General features: G+C 68.6%; 18 protein-coding genes. 11 read left to right on the top strand and 7 right to left on the bottom strand.

From position 1 onward, the window contains the following. Positions 1-21: 21 nt before the first annotated feature. From MUG78_RS10305 to MUG78_RS10295, 3 genes are all read left to right on the top strand, one after another. On the top strand, positions 22-768 hold the full coding sequence (locus MUG78_RS10305; protein WP_246994514.1) for an SDR family NAD(P)-dependent oxidoreductase: 747 nt from the start codon (positions 22-24) through the stop codon (positions 766-768). A 13-nt stretch (positions 769-781) separates the two neighbouring features. Beyond that, the gene (locus MUG78_RS10300; RefSeq protein WP_246994512.1) at positions 782-2,563 is read left to right on the top strand and encodes an acyl-CoA dehydrogenase; all 1,782 of its coding nucleotides are present in this window, start codon (positions 782-784) and stop codon (positions 2,561-2,563) included. A 123-nt stretch (positions 2,564-2,686) separates the two neighbouring features. Continuing rightward, positions 2,687-3,511 (top strand): hypothetical protein, encoded by an 825-nt coding sequence (locus tag MUG78_RS10295; protein ID WP_246994510.1) that lies wholly within the window; start codon positions 2,687-2,689, stop codon positions 3,509-3,511. A 104-nt stretch (positions 3,512-3,615) separates the two neighbouring features. Here MUG78_RS10295 and MUG78_RS10290 read toward each other — a convergent pair whose 3' ends face one another. From MUG78_RS10290 to MUG78_RS10280, 3 genes are all read right to left on the bottom strand, one after another. Then, on the bottom strand, positions 3,616-4,440 hold the full coding sequence (locus MUG78_RS10290) for an alpha/beta hydrolase (protein WP_246994508.1): 825 nt from the start codon (positions 4,438-4,440) through the stop codon (positions 3,616-3,618). 14 nt (positions 4,441-4,454) lie between these two features. Then, the gene (gene aqpZ, locus MUG78_RS10285) at positions 4,455-5,243 is read right to left on the bottom strand and encodes an aquaporin Z (RefSeq protein WP_246994505.1); all 789 of its coding nucleotides are present in this window, start codon (positions 5,241-5,243) and stop codon (positions 4,455-4,457) included. A gap of 68 nt (positions 5,244-5,311) precedes the next feature. Next, the gene (locus tag MUG78_RS10280; RefSeq protein ID WP_246994504.1) at positions 5,312-5,722 is read right to left on the bottom strand and encodes a hypothetical protein; all 411 of its coding nucleotides are present in this window, start codon (positions 5,720-5,722) and stop codon (positions 5,312-5,314) included. 92 nt (positions 5,723-5,814) lie between these two features. Between MUG78_RS10280 and MUG78_RS10275 the strand changes: the two genes are divergently transcribed. The 4 genes from MUG78_RS10275 to MUG78_RS10260 are packed head-to-tail and all read left to right on the top strand — an operon-like array spanning position 5,815 to position 9,330. Beyond that, positions 5,815-6,789, top strand: coding sequence for a pirin family protein (locus MUG78_RS10275; protein WP_246994502.1), 975 nt, complete (start codon positions 5,815-5,817; stop codon positions 6,787-6,789). Further along, positions 6,786-7,247 (top strand): MarR family winged helix-turn-helix transcriptional regulator, encoded by a 462-nt coding sequence (locus MUG78_RS10270; RefSeq protein WP_246994499.1) that lies wholly within the window; start codon positions 6,786-6,788, stop codon positions 7,245-7,247. Before MUG78_RS10275 ends, MUG78_RS10270 begins: the two co-directional genes overlap by 4 nt. 3 nt (positions 7,248-7,250) lie before the next feature. Then, the gene (locus MUG78_RS10265) at positions 7,251-7,985 is read left to right on the top strand and encodes a pirin family protein (protein ID WP_246994497.1); all 735 of its coding nucleotides are present in this window, start codon (positions 7,251-7,253) and stop codon (positions 7,983-7,985) included. A 10-nt stretch (positions 7,986-7,995) separates the two neighbouring features. Continuing rightward, on the top strand, positions 7,996-9,330 hold the full coding sequence (locus MUG78_RS10260; RefSeq protein WP_246994496.1) for a dipeptidase: 1,335 nt from the start codon (positions 7,996-7,998) through the stop codon (positions 9,328-9,330). Between the two features lie 117 nt (positions 9,331-9,447). Here the strand turns inward: MUG78_RS10260 and MUG78_RS10255 are convergent, their stop codons facing one another. The 4 genes from MUG78_RS10255 to MUG78_RS10240 form a co-directional block, all read right to left on the bottom strand. After that, positions 9,448-10,329, bottom strand: a complete 882-nt coding sequence (locus MUG78_RS10255; protein ID WP_372493187.1) for a serine hydrolase — start codon at positions 10,327-10,329, stop codon at positions 9,448-9,450. 133 nt (positions 10,330-10,462) lie between these two features. Then, positions 10,463-11,347: a serine hydrolase gene (locus MUG78_RS10250; RefSeq protein ID WP_246994494.1), complete on the bottom strand. Its 885-nt coding sequence runs from the start codon at positions 11,345-11,347 to the stop codon at positions 10,463-10,465. Positions 11,348-11,382: 35 nt separating this feature from the next. Next, positions 11,383-12,813, bottom strand: a complete 1,431-nt coding sequence (locus tag MUG78_RS10245) for a serine/threonine-protein kinase (RefSeq protein WP_246994485.1) — start codon at positions 12,811-12,813, stop codon at positions 11,383-11,385. After that, a complete protein-coding gene (locus MUG78_RS10240; RefSeq protein WP_372493186.1) occupies positions 12,806-13,531 on the bottom strand; it encodes a TetR family transcriptional regulator in 726 nt (241 codons plus the stop codon). Before MUG78_RS10240 ends, MUG78_RS10245 begins: the two co-directional genes overlap by 8 nt. Before the next feature lie 48 nt (positions 13,532-13,579). Between MUG78_RS10240 and MUG78_RS10235 the strand changes: the two genes are divergently transcribed. The 4 genes from MUG78_RS10235 to recQ all read left to right on the top strand — a co-directional run bounded on the left by MUG78_RS10235 (position 13,580) and on the right by recQ (position 17,979). After that, entirely contained in the window at positions 13,580-14,656 is a 1,077-nt protein-coding gene (locus MUG78_RS10235; protein WP_246994481.1) for a ferredoxin reductase, read from the top strand. A gap of 31 nt (positions 14,657-14,687) precedes the next feature. Further along, on the top strand, positions 14,688-15,869 hold the full coding sequence (locus MUG78_RS10230) for a fatty acid desaturase family protein (RefSeq protein ID WP_246994479.1): 1,182 nt from the start codon (positions 14,688-14,690) through the stop codon (positions 15,867-15,869). Between the two features lie 69 nt (positions 15,870-15,938). After that, the gene (locus MUG78_RS10225; RefSeq protein ID WP_246994478.1) at positions 15,939-16,148 is read left to right on the top strand and encodes a hypothetical protein; all 210 of its coding nucleotides are present in this window, start codon (positions 15,939-15,941) and stop codon (positions 16,146-16,148) included. 7 nt (positions 16,149-16,155) lie between these two features. Further along, positions 16,156-17,979, top strand: coding sequence for a DNA helicase RecQ (gene recQ, locus MUG78_RS10220; RefSeq protein WP_246994476.1), 1,824 nt, complete (start codon positions 16,156-16,158; stop codon positions 17,977-17,979). The last annotated feature ends 129 nt before the right edge of the window (positions 17,980-18,108 follow it).

The raw sequence follows: 18,108 nt of genomic DNA, 5'->3' as shown, positions 1-18,108 counted from the left end.
CGTGACCTGACCGGCCACCTCGTGGTGATCACCGGCGCCTCCTCGGGCATCGACGAAGCCGCCGCCCATCAATTCGCCGACGCGGGCGCCGAGGTGATCGCCGTCGCGCGCGACCTCGACCGACTCACCGCCGTCTGCGATGCGCTCACTCGGACCGGTGCCACCGCCCACCCGATGACCGCGGACCTGTCCGACGTCGACGCCGCCGCCGACCTCGCCGCGCAGATCCAGGCTCGCTTCGGTACCCCGGAGGTGCTCGTGAACAACGCCGGCCGTTCCATCCGCCGCTCGGTCCTCGACACCGTCGACCGCTTTCACGACTACGAGGGCACCATGGCGCTGAACTACTTCGGCGCGGTCCCCCTGACCACCGCGCTCCTGCCCGCGATGCAGAATCGGGGCCGCGGCCGCATCATCAATGTCGTGACCTGGGGCGTCGCCGCCGGTTCCATGCCCAAGTTCAGCGCCTACCACGCGTCCAAGGCCGCACTCGCCGCCTTCGGCCGCAGCCTGGACGACGAGTGCCGCGGCACCGGCGTCACCGTCAGCAACGTGGGCTTTCCCCTGGTGCGCACCCCGATGATCGCTCCCACCGCCGACTACGACGACGCCGTCGCGCTGTCCGCGGAGGAGGCGGCGAGCTGCATCGAGCAGGCGGCGAAGACCGGCGAGGCCGAGATCTATCCGCGCTACGCGGTGGCCCTGCGCGCCGTCGCCGAGGTGTCGCCCCGCTGGGCGGGCGATCTGATCCGACGCGCCGGAATCTGAGACACTAGCGGGCATGGCCGACTTCATGTCCCGCGCAGACCTCGACTTCCTCCTCCACGACTGGCTGGACGTCGCCGCACTCACCGAACGGCCGCGCTTCGCCGAGCACTCGCGCGAGACCTTCGACGCGGTCCTCGACCTCAGCCACGACATGGCCGCCAAACTGTACGCGCCGCACAACAAGAAGTCGGACCAGACCGAACCGCAGATCGGACCGGACGGCAAGGTGGTTCTGCTCGACGAGATCGCGACCGCGGTGCACGCGTTCGCCGAGGCCGGCCTCAACGCCGGCTCGTTCGACGAGGAGCTGGGCGGAATGCAGTTGCCGCACACCGTTTCTCGCGCGTCGATGGTGAACTTCCAGGCCGCGAACGCGGCGACGTCGTCGTACAGCTTCCTCACCGTCGGCAACGCGAACCTGCTGGCCAAGTACGGCTCGCCCGAGCAGATCGACACCTGGGTGCGCCCCATGCTCGAAGGCCGTTTCTCGGGCACCATGTGCCTGTCCGAGCCGCAGGCCGGATCGTCGCTCGCCGACATCACCACCCGCGCGGTCCCCCAGGGCGACGGCACCTACGCGATCACCGGCACCAAGATGTGGATCTCGGCCGGCGACCACGAGATCACCGAGAACATCGTGCACCTCGTCCTTGCCAAGGCACCCGGCGGCGGCCCCGGCACCAAGGGCATCTCGCTGTTCGTGGTCCCCAAGTTCCTCACCGACGGCACCCGCAACGACGTCGCACTGGTCGGCCTCAACCACAAGATGGGCAATCGCGGCACCACCAACGCGCTGCTCAACTTCGGCGACGGTAGTTTCCCGGTCGACGGCGTCACCGGTGCCGTCGGCTATCTGGTCGGCGAGGAGCACAACGGCCTCCGGTACATGTTCAACATGATGAACGAGGCCCGGATCGGCGTCGGCTTCCTCGCCACCGCCCTCGGTTACGCCGGCTACCTGCAGTCGGTGGAGTACGCGAAGACCCGCGAGCAGGGCCGTCCCGTCGACGCCAAGGGGCCGGACGTGGCACCGGTGCCGATCATCGAGCACGCCGACGTGAAGCGAATGCTGTTGGCGCAGAAGGCCTACGCCGAAGGTGCACTGGCACTCGGTCTGTACGCGTCCCGGTTGGTCGACGACGAGATGACCGCACCGGACGAGGCCGACCGCGCGCGGGCACACACCCTCCTGGAAGTCCTCACCCCGATCGTGAAGAGCTGGCCCAGCCAGTGGTGCCTGGAGGCCAACAGCCTCGCGATCCAGGTGCACGGCGGGTACGGCTACACCCGCGAGTTCGATGTGGAGCAGTACTACCGCGACAACCGCCTCAACCCGATTCATGAAGGCGCACACGGGATTCACGGGCTCGACCTGCTGGGCCGCAAGGTGATCATGAACTCCGGTGAAGGCTTCGCCGTGCTGGCCGACGCCGTCGGCGCCACGGTGGCGCGCGCTGCCGAGGCGGGCGGGGACGCCGCGGTCTACGGCGACGCTCTCGCCGCGTCGCTCGCGCGCCTCGCCGAGGTGACCGCGGCGGCGTGGGCGTCGGGCGACCCGGCACTGGCCCTGGCGAACGCCACCGCGTACCTCGAGGCCGCGGGGCACATCGTGATCGCGTGGATGTGGTTGGAGCAGCTGCTGGCCGTCGGCGACCGCGCGGGCGACTTCTTCAGCGGCAAGCGTGCCGCGGCCCGGTACTTCTTCACCTACGAGCTCCCGAAGACCGGCCCGCAGCTCGACCTGGTGGCCGCCGGCGACCGCACCACGCTCGACGCCGACCCCGCCTGGTTCTGAGGTCGTTCGAACGGTTGAACCTGTGTCCTCCATAACGGGGAAACGCTCGGTATCCGCACCGACCGGCCGCAACCCTGAACATAACCTGAGCGCGCATTAACAACTTCTGAGCATTGGAGACACATGCACGCTCTTCGCCCCACCCTCCGCCAGACCGCGGCCGCGGTCGGCACCGCCTCCGTCGGCGCCGCGATCATCGCCGGCAGCACGCTGGCACCCCTGCCCACGGAAGCGCCGGCTTCAGCACCCGCCGTCGTCGAAGCCTCCCCCGAACTGTCCGCGGCCTTCGGCATTCTCGGTGGCGAGGCCTACGACACCAGCAAGGTCCTCAACGTTCCGGCGGGGACCGACCTGGCGATCGCGCTCGGGCCGGGCGGAGCCAGCGCGGTCGGCACCAAGGGCTCGGTCAGTCTCGCCTTCGCGCTCGGAGGTCTAGCAACTGCGACTTCCGTGGAGATCCCGGAGTACAACCTGAAGCTGGCGAATTCGGCATGCGTTGGAATGCTGACCTTTGCGGTCGCCTCCGGCGGGGCCGGTTGCTTCAACGTGCTCGGCCTCGGCGCGAACCTCAATGTCCCCGCGAGCACCCTGGCGCTGAACCTGTTCAACCCGCTGGCCCTCATTCCGACCCTGCTCGGCATGGATCCGATCGAAGGCATGAAGCCCAACATCGCCACCGTCACGCTGGGCGGCGACAAGGGCATCGAGTTCAGTTCGGACTACTTCGGCAAGAAGGACACGGCCGCGCCGACCCAGCTCGCCGGCGGCGACACGACGAGCCGCAACGCCCTCAGTTTCGGGGTTACCGACACCGACACCGGCACCAACGCCGACACTAACATCAACACCAACACCAACGCCGACACCGACACCACGACGGCGATCGAACTGCCCGCGTCTGGCACCACCAGCAGCCAGAGCAGCAGCAACAATCTCGACCTCGAGTGATCTCACCGAGATCGTAAAGAAAAGGGTTTCGACTCGCTGCCATGCACGCAGCGAGTCGAACCTTTTTCGATGGTAGACCCGGTCGGTGAAGCTGACCGGCCCGGTCAGTGCTCCGCGAGCCAGGCCAGCACGTCGTCGAGCACCTGCTCCTGCTCGGGCTCGTTGAAGATCTCGTGGTAGAGCTCCGGGTAGATCGTGGTGGTCACGTCGGAGCCGCCGCCGAGTTCCCCGATCAGGCGGGTGCCGTCGGCGTTGGCCAGGACATCGCTGCCGCCGTGCAGGGCCAGCGTCGGGACGCTCAGCGTGGGCAGACGTTCGGGGAACGACGCCATGGCGCCGACCAGCGCGCCGCCGAGGCCGGCCGGAATCTTGCCGTGCCACACCAGCGGATCGGCCTCGTACGCGGCGACCACCTGCGGATCGCGGCTCACCCCGGAGGCGGGCAGCGCAGTGGCGGGCAGCCCCGGCAGCAGTCGGCCCAGCACCGGCGCGAGCTTCACCATCACCGGCGGCAGATCGTCGCCCGGGACCACGGCGGGCCCGGACAGGACCAGCCCGGTGAGCTGATCGGGGTGGTTGAGGGCGTAGTCGAGCGCGATGGCGCCGCCCATGCTGTGGCCGAGCATGTACAGCGGCAGGCCGTCGCGCTGCACGCTCGCGATGACCCGTTCCAGATCGGCGCCGAAGTCACTGAAGTCGCTGACGCCCAGTCGCTTGCCGCCCGAGCGCCCGTGACCCGCGTGGTCGGGGGCGATCACCACGTAGCCGGCGGCGGTCAGCCGGTCGATCACGTGGCCGTAGCGGCCCGCGTGCTCGCCGAGACCGTGCACCAGCGCGACGACGCCGATCGGGTCGTTCTCCGGGCGATGCACGTCGTAGACGATGGTGCGTCCGCGACGCCCCTGCAACGAACGCTCTTCGGAAATCATACGACTGCTCCTTCTTACTGTTCTGCCGCGGTGGGCTCGGGGCCGCCGACGATGTCGGGGCGGGCGAACGGAAGCCGTTCCCACATCAGCGGGAACAACACTCCGGCCAGCAGACCGCCGATCAGCGGCGCCAGCCAGAAGACCCACAGCTGCGGCAGTGCGCCGTCGCCGTTGAAGAACGCGACCGCCGTCGACCGTGCCGGATTCACCGACGTGTTGGAGATCGGAATCGAGATGAGGTGGACCAGCGTCAGCGCGAACCCGATCGCCAGACCCGCGAAACCGATCGGTGCCCGACCGTGGGTGGCGCCCAGAACGATGAGCACGAAGAATCCGGTCAGGATCACCTCGGCGACGATCACCGACCCTAGGGAGTACAGTCCGGGCGAATGGTCGCCGTAGCCGTTTGCCGCCATGTTGCCGGTCGCACTGAAACCGGGCTTGCCGTTGGCGATCAGGAACAGCGCGGCACCGGCCAGCAGTCCGCCGATCACCTGGGACAGCCAGTAGCCGGGCAGATCCTTCCAGGGGAAGCGCCCGCTGACCGCGGCGCCCAGGGTCACGGCCGGGTTGAAGTGGCCGCCGGAGATCCAGCCCACGGCGTAGATCATGGTCAGCACCGAGAGACCGAAGGCCAGCGAGACGCCGAGGAAGCCGATGCCGAGTTGGACCTTGCCTACTGCACCGTCCTTGTCGACCAGGAAGGTGGCCGCGAAGATGGCGCTGCCACAACCGCCGAATACCAGCCAGAACGTGCCAAATGCCTCGGCCAACCACTTGGCGGGCTTGGAGTCAGAACTCACACAGGCTCCTCAATCGATGAATGCTCTTCGTCAATCGTAGGAGACAAGCCTCGTCGGACGGCGGACGGTCAAGCCCTGCTCCGGTCCGGCTTGTCGCCGAAGCCCAGCAGACCCACCACGCCGCGGCCGGCCGACTCGATCACCCCGAGCGGGCGCATCGCGACCTCGCCCAGCGCCACCAACTGCTCCACCTGGCCGACGACCCGTTCCAGACGCGTCACCACACCGGCCATACGGTTGACCGTCGTGTCGACTTTGTCCAGGGAGGTGTTGAGCCGTTCCAGGGTGGTCTCGAGATTCTCGATCGCGCCGTCGAGCTCGCCGATGGTGCCGGTCAGCCCCGCCAGCACCGGGCCCATGTCGCCGAGAATGCCCTCGACCTGATCCACCGTCTGGTCCGCGTTCATCGCCGCCTGTGCGAGCTTGCGCAGTCGTTGCCGCTCGCGGGCAGGTCGGTCATTCATGGGATTGATGGCCATACCGTTGATTATGACCGGCCGGGAATAGGTTTCGGTTGCGTTCGGTTACACGGGTTGAGATACTTCAAATCTGAACTAGCTGGAGGAACCCCATGCCCGCCGTGACCGCAGACACCCTGTCCCTGCCCCGCCTGACCGAGGCCGGCCCTGCCGACTCCGAGCGCACCGTCGTCTCGGTGACCAGCGGGCCGCGCTCCTACGAAGGCGAAGGCTTCCCCGTGGTGCGCGCCTTCGCCGGCGTCTCGGCGGCCGCCCTCGACCCGTTCATCCATATGGACCAGATGGGCGAGGTGGAGTACGAGCCGGGCGAACCGAAGGGCACCTCCTGGCACCCGCACCGTGGTTTCGAGACCGTCACCTACATGATCGACGGCCTGTTCCAGCACCAGGACTCCGCCGGTGGCGGTGGCCTGATCACCGACGGTGCGACGCAGTGGATGACCGCCGGATCGGGCATCCTGCACATCGAGACCCCGCCAGCCGAGCTCGTGGAGTCCGGCGGCACGTTCCATGGCATTCAGCTGTGGGTCAACCTGCCGGCCAAGGACAAGTTCCTCACGCCGCAGTACCAGAACCTCGAGGGCGGACAGTCGGCACTGGTCTCCTCGTCCGACGGCGGCGCCCTGCTCCGCGTCATCGCCGGCGACATCGACGGCCACGCCGGTCCGGGATCCACCCACACGCCGATCGCGTTCGCGCACGCCACCATCGCACCGGGCGCTCAGCTGTCGGTGCCGTGGCGCGAGGACTTCAACGGGCTCGTCTACGTGCTCTCGGGCAACGGCACCGTCGGCGCCGAGCAGCGCCCGATCACCGGCGGACAGCTCGCCGTGCTGGGCAAGGGCGACCGCATCACCGTCGCCGCCGACGCGCACGGGCAGGATTCGCACCGCCCCGCGATGGAGGTCCTGCTGCTGGGCGGACAGCCCATCCGCGAGCCCGTCGCCGCCTACGGACCGTTCGTGATGAACACCCGCGAGCAGTTGGTCCAGGCCATCGAGGACTACCAGGCCGGCCGTCTCGGCGTGATCCCCGACGACGCGCTGATGCCGCACGTCATGCGATGAACCTGACCATCGACGACGCCGATCCGCGGAGTCGGGCGTGGCGCCTGTTCATCGAGACCAGCGCACGCCTGACCACCGCGATCGACGAGCAACTCCGCAGCGAATCGGAGATGACCCTCTCCGACTTCCACGTGATGCTGATCCTGTCCGAGGCGCCCGACCAGCGCCTTCGGATGAAGGAGATCGCGCAGCGGATGGTGTTCACCGCCTCCCGTCTGACCTATCAGGTGGACAGTTTGTGCAAGCGAGGGTGGGTGCGCCGCGAAAAGGTCCCCGAGGACGGCCGGGGCAGCTACGCGATCCTCACCGACGAGGGACGCGCAGCCTTCGAGGCCGCCGCCCGCGGCCACCGCGACCTGGTGAACCACCTGTTCTTCACTCCCCTCTCCCGCAATGACGGTCAGGAGCTGGTCGACATCATGACCCGGCTCGCTGAACCTCTCGACCGAATGGAATAGAGCATGTCCGTCGAACTACGCCCCGCCGCCGACCGCCACTACTGGGCCAACGAATGGCTCACGTCCTGGCAGAGCTTCCCGGCCACCGGCAACTACGACCTGTTCGGCAATGCGCACGGCGTCCTGGTGGTGCACAACGACGACGTGGTGGCCGCCGGCGAAGGCTTGGACGCGCACCAGCACCAGAACATGGAGATCCTCACCTGGGTCCTCGAAGGCGCTGTGCGACATAAGGATTCCCGCGGCCACGAGTTGGTCCTGCAGCCGGGCACGCTCGGCTACATGCGCGCCGGTAGCGGTATCACGCACTCGGAGAAGAACGCCGACACCAGCCACCGCGGCGAGCAGCTGCGCGTGGTGCAGATGTGGGTGGCACCGCACAGCGACGGCCTGGAGCCGTCGCACGCCGAACGCGACCTCGCCGCGGCGCTGGCCTCCGGCGAGCCCGTGGTGGCCGCGTCCGGTCGGGCCGAGCATCGCGACTCGGGCGCCATCGAGATCGCCAACCGCTTCGCCGCGCTGCACCTGGCCCAGCCGCGCGCCGGGCAGGCCATCGAGTTGCCGGCCGCGCCGTTCGGCCACCTGTACGTGGCACGCGGGCAGGTCTCGGTGAACGGCGCCGAGCCGATCGTCGAGGGCGACGCGCTGCGCACCACCGACGCCGGTCCGCTGACCGTGACCGCCGTCGACGACGCGGAAATCGTCTACTGGGAGATGCACGCGGCCTTCGACGTGTGACAGTGGAGGTATGACCCAATCGCCTCTCGCCGACCACGTCGACGCCCAGATGCCCCTCGCCCGCACCGACCTGGCCGAACTCGTGAGCTTCGCGTCGGTGCACGGCGACGCCACCCGCGTCGACGCCAACCGGTCCAGCGCCGAGTGGGTGGCGGCGCAGTTCGCCGAGCTCGGCTTCGACTGCGAGGTGGTCGACACCTCGGACGGATCGCAGGCGATCGTCGGCCACCGGCCGGGGCCGGCCGGCAGTCGTACCGTGGCGCTCTACAGCCACCACGACGTGCAGCCCGCGGGCGACGAATCCCTCTGGACCACACCGCCTTTCGCACTGACCGAACGCGACGGCCGCTGGTACGGGCGCGGCGCCGCCGACTGCAAGGGCAACCTGGTGGCCCACCTGACTGCGTTGCGCGCGGTCGGCGCCGACGCCTCGTGTGGAGTCCGCATCATCATCGAGGGGTCGGAGGAGGCCGGCGGCGAGGGCCTGGAGGATCTGGTCCGGACGCGACCGGAACTGTTCGACGCCGACCTCATCGTGATCGGCGACGCCGGGAACATCGAGGTCGGCGTCCCGACGCTCACCACCAGCCTGCGCGGCGTCGTGAACGTCCGCGTACAGATCGACGCCCTGCACACCGCGGTGCACTCCGGCCAGTTCGGCGGCCCCGCACCCGACGCGATGGCGGCCCTGATCGCTCTGCTCGCCACCCTCCGCGACGCCGATGGCAACACGACGATCGACGGACTGCCCGCCGACCAGCGGTGGACCGGCGCCGAGTACCCGCCCGAGCGGTTCCGCCCGGACGCCGGCGTGCGGGACGGCGTCGACCTCCTGGGATCGGGTACCCCAGCCGACATGGCCTGGGCGCGACCGGCGGTCACCGTCATCGGCGTCGACGCCCCGAGCATCGACGAGTGCGCGGCCGCGATCATCCCGTCGGCCGCCGCGCTGCTCAACCTGCGGATCCCGCCCGGCATCGAGCCGGCCCAGGCCTACGACGCGCTGGTCGCCCACCTCGAGCGCCACGTGCCCTGGCACTGCTCCATCGCGATCAGCTCCGACGCCGCAGGCTCACCGTTCGCCGCGCGCACCGACGGACCGGGCTACGCGGCCCTGACCGCGGCGATGACCGAGGCGTACGACGGCGCGACCGTGGTGCATTCGGGTCAGGGCGGCTCCATCCCCCTGTGCAACGTGCTGTTCGAGACGGTGCCGCGCGCGGAGATCGCACTGCTCGGCGTGGAGGAACCGCAGTGCCGGATCCACGCCCCCAACGAGAGCGTCGACCCGGCGGAGATCCGTCGGACCGCGCTCGCCGAAGCCATCCTGCTGACCAGCTTCTAGTCTCCGTCGTCGCGGCGTCCGCTCCGCCTTACAGGCGGCAGTCCCACACATCCGCGGCAGTCGGCTCCACAGGCTGCAGCCTGGGCTGCCTCCTCTGGGGCGGAGTGCCGCCTTCGGCTAGCAGCGCCCGGCGGGGAACTTGTCGAGGTTGCGCAGCAGCCACTTGCCCACCCGCGTGACCATCGCGGTGCCGTCGCTGAACGATCCGCTGCGCGGTAGGGCCGCCACACTCACGCCGTACTGACCGCGCGGGGTGGTGATCACCGCGAGTTGGCGGACCACCTCCCGGCCGTCGGTGTCCGACGACGGACCCCACCCGCCCTTGACCGCGGCCCGCACTCCGCGCGTGCGGGGCTTCGCGACGCCCCACTGCTGGTTGGGCGCCACGTGGCTCATGTAGTTCAGCACCTGCCCGCTGTCGGGCAGGCACGGCAGGTGCGCGGCGAAGATCGACTGATCGGTGAGTGCCCACGGCGTATGGCCGGGGTAACTGCGCGGGCGGTCCACCTCGGACGACACCTGGGTGATCAGGTCATGCCCCTCGCGCAGCACCGCGGTGACCGCGTCCACGGACCGCTGGCCGCCGCCGAGCACGGCCCACAGGTCTTCGGCGGCGGCGTTGTCGGAGAACTCGATGGCCTTCAGTTCCTGCGGAAGCGCCTCCGCGCCGACGTGGCGCTGCGCCGCGATGGACACCGGCACCTTCAACGTCGACCACGCCCGCGCGGTCTTCAACGAGCCGAACGAGATCGGCACGTCCCCGCCTACCGGGGTGATCGCGACGCCGACCTTCCCTGGCAACGACTTGGCCATCGACTTGGTGAGACTACGAAAGCTCTTGTCCAACTGGGCCTTCGGTACCGTCGCCGCGCCGAGACTCCCGTTGCCGAGGCCGAACGGCAGATCCAACGCGTCGGCGGCCCCCGCCCCCGACATCGTCGCGCAGGTCACCGTGATCGTGACGCCCACCCCGAGCAGAAACCGCCGCACCTTAACCACACAAGCCCCTTACGCCTCACCAGTATCAGAGGTAACACTAGGGATCCCGCGGACGACGGCCAAGCCGTGCCGCCCGCCTGAGACCACGGCGTGGCCTGGCCGTTATCGGAGGCCTGTGGCTATGCGGGCGCGATCAGCACCGGCCGCCGGGCAGCGCCGCCAGGTTCGCCCCGATCCACTCACCCACCTGGTTGAGCGCGGCGATGCCGCTGCCCATCGACGCACCGGGCGCATAGGTGCTGAGTGCGACGGCGGTCTGCTTGCCATCCTTGCGAGTCACGATTCCGATCTGCCGGACCACGTAGCCGCCGTCGGGGCTCGGGCCCCAACCGCCTTTGACCGCGGTGGTGCGGTTGGGGATCACTTCGATGCCCCAGCTCTGGTTGGCCGAGACGCGCCCCATCAATCCCACCACCTCGCTGGAGCCGGGCAGGCAGGGCAGGTGCGCGGTGAAGGTCGCCGCGTCGTCGAGTGCCCACACCGTCTGACCGAAGACAGTGAACTCCGGCCGCGACTTCACCGACGGCACGATCGTGTTCTGGTCGCCGCCCTCGCGCAGCACCGCGGTCACCGCCTGCGCGGCCTGCTCGGCGGTTCCGAGGGAAGCCCACAGCGCTTCGGCGGACCCGTTGTCCGAGTCCACGATGGCCGGCGCCTCAGCGGGGAGCACGCCGTTCTTGCGCTGCGCCGCCAGCGCCAACGGCACCTTGATCGTCGACCAGGCGACCTGCGGCACCTGATCGCCGAAGCTCAGGACCTCACCGCCACCGACCGGCGCAATCGACACCCCGACCGGCTGCCCCAGGGCGGCGCTGAGCGTCGTGAACCGCGCGGCCAGCTTGGCTTTGCTCGGCGCTTTCCCGGCGGACGACGGTGCCGACGCACTCGCGCTCACCGACTGGCTCCCGGTCACGTAGACCACTTCGGTGGCCGTCGGGCCCACCGCGTCGTCGCCGGAACACGCCACAAGAGCGCAGCCGAGGATCACCGCGAGCACCGCGCTGCCGCCTCGACGCATGCTTGCACGACCACCCCGCATGAACGTCCCTCGACTCAGTAGATGTGAACCACGGCGTTGTTGCCGCCGCGGCAGACGACGATCCCAGACTCCGGAACACACGACATCTGATAGGTCTCTCCGGTCACCGGACTGGTGGCGCTGACCACTCGCGCTGCGCCATCGGCACCCGACGACAGATACGCGGACCGCACGTTCTCGGCGAACGGGCAGCTGGTGACACCACTGCCGACACCGACCGCCGAATTGCACGGCGTCGACCCGGCCGGCGGCGCCGCCGGGCCCGTCTGCGTCGGCTGCCCGGTCGGGGGAACGGTCGAGGTCAGAGTGGTGGTCGACGGCGACGCGGCGGTGGCGTCGTCGTTCTTGTTCGCGAAGCCGAAGTAGTAGACGGCCAGGCCGATCAGCGCCGCGACCAGCAATCCGATGAAGCCGACCAGAACCATTTGAGTGGTGCGGCCACCACCCGAATCCGTCGCCTGCGACGACGGATAGCCGACCGGCTGCGGGTAGCCGAGCGGCCCCGACTGCTGCGTCGCCGCGTAGCCGAGCGGTTCCGAGTACACCGGCGTCTGCGCCACCTCGGTCCCGGCGTAGGGCTGCGTCGGCGGCGCGACCTGAATGAACTCCGTCGCCGATTCCTGGCTCAGCGCGGCGCGGGCGGCCGCGGTGAGTTCGGCCGCCGACGCGTAACGGCGCGCCGGGTCCTTGGCCAATCCGCGAGCGAGGACGGCGTCCAGTGCAGGCGGGACGTCGGGGTTCAGGGAACTGGGCGTCGGCGCGTCCTGGAGGACGGCGGCCTTGATGATCGAGCTGACCGTCTCCCCGCCGAACGGCGGCCGGCCGGTAAGCATCTCGAACAGCACCGCGGCCAGCGCATAGACGTCCGACGACGGCGCGACGGGAGCGTTGTCGAAGTGTTCCGGCGCCAAGTAGGCCGTCGACCCGATCGCCGTGCCCGCCTTGGTCAGCCCGGAGTCGGTGCCGTCGTGCGCGATGCCGAAGTCCACGAGGTAGGCGAAACCGGTCGGCGTCACCAGGATGTTCTCCGGTTTCACGTCACGGTGGACGAGATGGGAAGCGTGCGCCGCAGAGAGCGCTTCGCCGACCTGCTCGGCGAACGCCACCGCGTCCTCGGCGGGCAGCGGCCCGACCCGACGCAGCACCTGACGTAGGTTCTCGCCCTCCACCAAGCGCATGTCCAGGTACAGGGTGCCGTCGATCGCACCGAAGTCGTGGATCGGAATGATGTGCGGCTCACCGAGTCTCGCCACCAGCCGACATTCGCGGCGGAAGCGCTCGGCGAACGTGCCGTCGTCGGTGCCGGTGCCGCCCAACAGTTTCAGCGCCACTTCGCGGTCGTGCACGGTGTCGTAGGCGCGGTACACCGCACCCATGCCGCCGCGGCCGATCAGTGCTTCGATTCGATAGGGACCGAAGACCGTCCCCACGCGCGAATCAGGCATCAGTCTTCCACTGCCCCATTCCGAGAATCACCATCACCAGCTGCCTCTCAGCGCGCCGGATCAGCTGATCAGCTGCCCCTGGACGACCGTCTCCGTCGAGCAGGTCTGCCACCGCCGTCATCATAATCGTGACGAACAGGTCCGCGGCCGTTTCCAGGTCGTCCGCCTCCCACCGGACCAGGGCCGGCACGCGCGCCAGGTCGATGGCCAACTCACGGGAGAACAACCGCAGCTCGGTGTTGATCGCGCGCCGAACCTCGCTCACACCGCCGTGCTGCTCGCGGATCAGGAACCGGAACTTGGCCTCGTCCGAGCGAACATGGCGGAACAGAATGTCCAATGACTCACGCGCACTGGGCATTCCACTCTTGACCAGATCTCGTCGCCCCTCGCGCAGCGCACGCCGGAGCACCCGCATCGAGTCCTCCACCAGGGTGACTCCGAGATCCTCCATCGAGGCGAAGTGTCGATAGAAGGCGGTCGGCACGATCCCGGCCCCGCGCGAGACCTCACGCAACGACAGGCTTCCGAAAGAACGCTCGTCCACTAATTCGATGGTCGTGTCGAGCAGCGCCTGCCGCGTCTCTTCCTTCTTCTCCGCCCGGGAACGACGACGCGCGTCCCCACCACCACCGGAATCCTTCGACGAAGCCACGTCGAACAGTCTAAGCGGTGACCGGCGCCACACTGCCCGACACTTGCCCGAAGCTCGCCGCATGTGTCATCGTTCTTTGTGTACACCCGTGCACTGAAACAGGAGGGAACCATGGCTTCTCGAATCGCAGGTCTGCTCGAAAACCTCGTCGAAGCGACCGCCACTCCGTACCCAGTGGATCGCTACCTGGAGTTCGTCAACCCGATGCTGACCTGGCGCGAGACCCGCGCCAAGGTGGTCGGCCGCACGCGCCAGACCGACCGCACAGTGACCCTCACCCTGGCCCCGACCCGCCAGTGGAAGGGCCACCTACCCGGCCAGTATGTCGAGGTCAGCACCGTCGTCGACGGCGTTCGCCACCGGCGCTTCTTCTCGCCGGCCAATGCCGCCCAGACCACCGGCACCCTGGAACTGACCATCACCGCCCACGCCGACGGCCTGGTGTCCCGACACCTGCGCGAGCACGTCGAGATCGGCGACGTGGTGGGCCTCTCCGCCCCCGCCGGCGACTTCGTCCTGCCGGCCCGGCGCCCCGAGCGGACCGTCCTGGTGAGCGGAGGTTCCGGTATTACACCCGTCCTCTCAATGTTGCGCACACTCGTGGCAGAAGGTCATTCCAAGCCCGTCACACTCGTGCACTACGCACGGTCCGAGCAGGACGTCCCGTACCTGGCCGAGCTGCAGTCGATCGCCCACATGCTGGGCAACGTCGACGTGGTGGTGCACTGCACCCGCACCGACGCCGACGGTCGCTTCACCGCTGCACATCTCGACGGCCTCGCCGACGCCGACGGTGCACAGGTGTTCCTGTGCGGGCCGTCGTCGTTGATGGACGCGGTGCGCGAGTATCACGACGAACGCGGCCTCACCGATCGCCTGCACAGCGAAGCGTTCACCCTCAATACCGCCCCGGTGCTGGATCCGAACCAGCCGATCACCGGCACCGTCGAGTTCGCCGCCTCCGGTACCGCCGCCGACAACGACGGCCGCACCCTCTTGGAGCAGGCCGAGGCCGCCGGGCTCAATCCCGAGTACGGCTGCCGCATGGGGATCTGCTTCTCATGCACCAAGGTCCGCACCTCCGGCTGCACCCGCAACATCCTCACCGGCGAACTCGACTCCGAAGCCGACCAGCCCATCCAGCTCTGCGTCAACGCGCCGGTCGGCGACGTCGTCGTCGATCTCTGAGACCACTCGCACTCTCGAAAGGACATTCGCCATGGCCATCAACCTCACCACCGCGAAGCGGACCGAAGCCGACCGCACCGAAGTGAATCTCTCGGCCGAACAGGTCGAGGCGATCGGCCGGGAACTCGACGAGTTGCGCGCTCGCATCGTCGCCGACCTGGGCCAGTCCGACCGCGACTACCTGTACAAGGTCATCGGCGCGCAGCGGAAGCTCGAGTTCGCGGGCCGCGCCATGATGTACGCCCCGTTCCTTCCGCCGATCTGGCTGGCCGGTGTCGGCGCCCTCGGCGCGGCCAAGATTCTCGACAACATGGAGATCGGCCACAACGTGATGCACGGCCAGTACGACTGGATGCGCGAGGACACGTACAACTCGCGTGAGTTCGACTGGGACACCGTGTGCCCGGGCGAGCAGTGGAAGCACAGCCACAACTACCTGCACCACACCTTCACCAACGTGATCGGCGAGGACCGGGACATCGGCTACGGCATCCTGCGCATGTCCCGCGACCAGAAGTGGAACCCCTACTTCCTCGGCAATCTCGGCTACGCCACCGCGCTCATGCTCCTGTTCGAGTGGGGCGTCATGCTCCACGACCTCGAAGCCGAGAACGTCCTCGCCGGGCGCCGCAAGTGGTCCGACGTCAAGGGCCTGGTGAAGGGCATGTGGCGCAAGGCCAGCAAGCAGGTCGCCAAGGACTACGTGATCTGGCCTGCTCTCACGGGACCGTTCTTCGTGTCCACGCTGATCGGCAACGCCGGGGCCAACCTGATCCGGAACGTCTGGACCTACTCGATCATCTTCTGCGGCCATTTCCCCACCGGCGCACAGACTTTCACCCAGGAGGAGACCGCCGACGAGACCAAGGGCGAGTGGTACCTCCGGCAGATGCTCGGTTCGGCGAACATCGAGGGCAGCGAACTGTTCCACATCATGAGCGGCAACCTCAGCCACCAGATCGAACACCACCTGTTCCCCGACGTCCCGGCCCACCGCTACCCGGAGATGGCCGTCGAGGTCCGCGCGATCTGCGAGAAGTACGGATTGCCGTACAACACCGGCTCGCTGAGCCGCCAGCTCGGCTCGACGTGGAAGAAGATCGCCAAGCTGTCGCTGCCGAACTCGTTCACCCGCGACGACAACGACATCGTCCTCAACATCGAGCGCTGCGGCGACGCCGCCAAGGCCACCCGCTCCACCAAGGCCGCATAGCGGTCGGGGTCGCCGTCGGCCCCGGTCGGTATCGTCGGTGCCGACGGGCAAGGACGAGAAGGAGTCGACGTGGTGGGCAAGCTGGAACGTAACAAGGACCTGGTGCAAGACATCGTCGAGAACACCGCCCACCGCGTCGGCACCATCGCGTCGATCATCACCACGGCCATCGTCGACGTGACCCGCGAGATCGGCGACCTGGTGACCGACGGCTTCGAGATGCGCGAGGCCGCGAAGGCCGCCCGCAGCGCCGAGACCACCGACGAGGACGCGCAGTAGATCCTCGATGTCCGACCCGCACGAGGTGCTGCGCACCGTCTTCGGTTACGACGCTTTCCGCGGCGACCAGGAACAGATCGTCCGCCAGGTGATCGACGGCGGCGACGCCCTGGTCCTGATGCCGACCGGCGGCGGCAAGAGTCTCTGTTACCAGGTCCCGGCCCTGGTGCGCGACGGCTGCGCCGTGGTGGTGTCCCCGCTGATCGCGCTGATGGCCGATCAGGTGGGCGCCCTGCAGCAGCTCGGCGTCCGCGCGGCGTACCTGAACTCCACCCAGAGCTTTCCCGAACGCATCGCCGTCGAAGAAGCCTACCTCGCCGACGAGCTGGATCTGCTCTACATCGCCCCGGAACGACTGAGCCAACCGCAGATGCGCGAATTCCTCAGTCGCGGAAAGCTGTCGCTGATCGCGATCGACGAAGCGCACTGCGTCAGCCAGTGGGGCCACGACTTCAGGCCCGACTACCTCGCCCTCGGCGAACTCGCCGAGATCTGGCCGGACGTCCCCCGCATCGCGCTCACCGCCACCGCGACCGACCGGACGCGCCGCGAGATCGTCGACCGCCTCCACCTCGGCGGCGCAGAGCAGTTCGTCTCCAGCTTCGACCGCCCCAACATCAGCTACCGCATCGAAGCCAAGGACCGCGTCGCCGGCCAGCTGCTGGACTTCATCAAGACCGAGGGCTTCGACGACGGCGTGCCGCTGACCGGCATCGTCTACGCGCTCAGCCGCAAGAGCGTCGAGAAGTACGCGAAGTACTTGAGCGACAACGGGATCGACGCGATGCCCTATCACGCCGGGCTCCCCGCCGAGGAGCGCGCGGCCACCCTGCGACGGTTCCTGGCCGAGGACGGCACCGTGGTGGTGGCGACCATCGCCTTCGGCATGGGCATCGACAAGCCGGATGTCCGCTTCGTGGCGCACGTGGATCTGCCCAAGAGCGTGGAGGGCTACTACCAGGAGACCGGACGTGCCGGCCGCGACGGCCTGCCGTCGGTCGCCTGGATGGCGTACGGCCTGGCCGACGTGGTGCAGCAACGTCGCATGATCGACATGTCCGACGGCGACCAGACCCACAAGATGGCGCAGGGCCGACTCCTCGACGCCATGCTCGCCCTCTGCGAGACGGCCACCTGCCGCCGCGTGCAGCTGCTGCGGTACTTCGGGCAGGAGATCGCGCCGTGCGGCAACTGCGACACCTGCCTCAGTCCGCCCGCCACCTGGGACGGCACCGTCGCGGCGCAGAAGGTGCTCTCCACCGTCTGGCGGCTCGACCGCGAATACAACGGCCAGCGCTACGGCGCCGGGCACCTGGTGGACATCCTCCTCGGCAAGTCCAACGCCCGCATCCAGCAGCTGGGACACGAGCAGCTGAGCACCTTCGGGATCGGCACCGAACTCGATCAGACCGGCTGGCGCGGCGTGATCCGGCAGCTCATCGCCCAGGGCTTCCTCGCCCCGCACGGCGAGTACGGCGTGCTGACCCTCACCGAAGCCTCCGGCAGCGTGCTCCGCGGCGACACCACGGTGACCTTCCGCGAGGAGGCCAAGCGGGTCCGGTCCTCGGCCGGTCGGCAGGCCAAACGCGCCGCCACCGACCTGTCCGAGCGCGACGGCGAGGTGTTCGAAGCGCTGCGCAGCTGGCGGACGTCGGTGGCCCGCGAACTCGGTGCCCCGCCGTACACGGTCTTCAACAACAACACCCTCGAGGAGATCGCCCAGCGGCGGCCCGTCGACCTGGACGCTCTGCTCGACGTCTCCGGCGTCGGCCAGGGCAAGCTCGCCAAGTACGGCGACGCCGTCCTCGAAGTACTCACCGAATTCCGCTGACGCCGTACCGACGGGACCTCCCCACGCCCGTTGCCCAGAGTTCGCTGGCGGCGTTGAAATCACGGCGGTTTCAATTGTGTCGCCGCCGTTGCCCCGCGACGTAGCCTGAGTCGTCCGGCGGAAGTCCGG

It is taken from the genome of Gordonia alkaliphila (assembly GCF_023017165.1).
Taxonomy (GTDB): Bacteria; Actinomycetota; Actinomycetes; order Mycobacteriales; family Mycobacteriaceae; genus Gordonia; species Gordonia alkaliphila.
The sequence above is the reverse complement of the archived record's forward strand: the minus strand, read 5'-3'. Positions and strand labels throughout refer to the sequence as shown.